The following is an 897-nucleotide window of genomic DNA, read 5'->3' on the forward strand; positions in this document are numbered from 1 at the left end:
TTTATAAAAGAAATCCCTATCAGTAACCACGTTAAAATTGACCCAGAAACGAATAACCTTATTCGGAGTGGTGTTCGCGGCCGTATTAACCCCTTTGATGAACATGCCATTGAGACTGCTGTTCAGTTAAAAGAAAAATTTGGTGGTACAGTATCTGTTGTCAGCATGGGCCCTGATTCTTTTAAATTGAGCTTGCATGAAGCCCTAGCCATGGGTTGTGACGAGGCTTATCTACTATCTTCACGTGCCTTTGCTGGGTCAGATACCTTAGCAACTGCTTATACCCTAGCTCAGGCTGTACACAAGATTGGGAACGTGGATCTTATTTTGACAGGTTTAAAGGCAATTGATGCGGATACGGGACAAGTTGGCCCACTAATTGCTGAAGAGTTGGACCTACCACAAATCACCAACGCATCCGGTATAGTAGACCTTGATACAGTTAATCAAACCATTGATGTCAAAAGACATTTGGAAGTGGACCAAGAAGTCATCCGTGTTTCTTACCCCTTAGTTATGAGTGTTGGTGATGAAATCAATAAACCGCGGTATCTATCGCCTCTTTTGATTAAACAATCTATGCAAAAAGAGATTACGGTATGGAACGAGGGTGACCTACATTGTGACCTCGATAGAATCGGTATCAAAGGGTCCCCTACTATTGTGACTGAAAGCTTTGTGCCGGAAGAATCAGTCCGTCAGATGACCATGCTTGAAGGGTCGCCGACGGAAGCGGCCGAATCATTGTTAGCCATTTTGTCAGACAAACATATCATCTAAGGAGGTAAGTCCATGAATCAAGGAAAATCATCAGGTATATGGGTGGTTGCTGAAATTTCAGAAGAAACCATCCACCCTTCAACGCTAGAATTATTGGGTAAAGCCCATGAAATGAGT

At 42.9% G+C, this 897-nt stretch carries 1 protein-coding gene; it reads left to right on the forward strand.

The annotated features are described in order from the left end of the window. On the forward strand, positions 1-780 hold a 780-nt coding region (locus tag ACRCJ0_RS16045; protein ID WP_431391166.1), incomplete at its 5' end, for an electron transfer flavoprotein subunit beta/FixA family protein. Positions 781-897: the final 117 nt, after the last annotated feature.

It is taken from the genome of Aerococcus sp. L_32 (assembly GCF_050689315.1).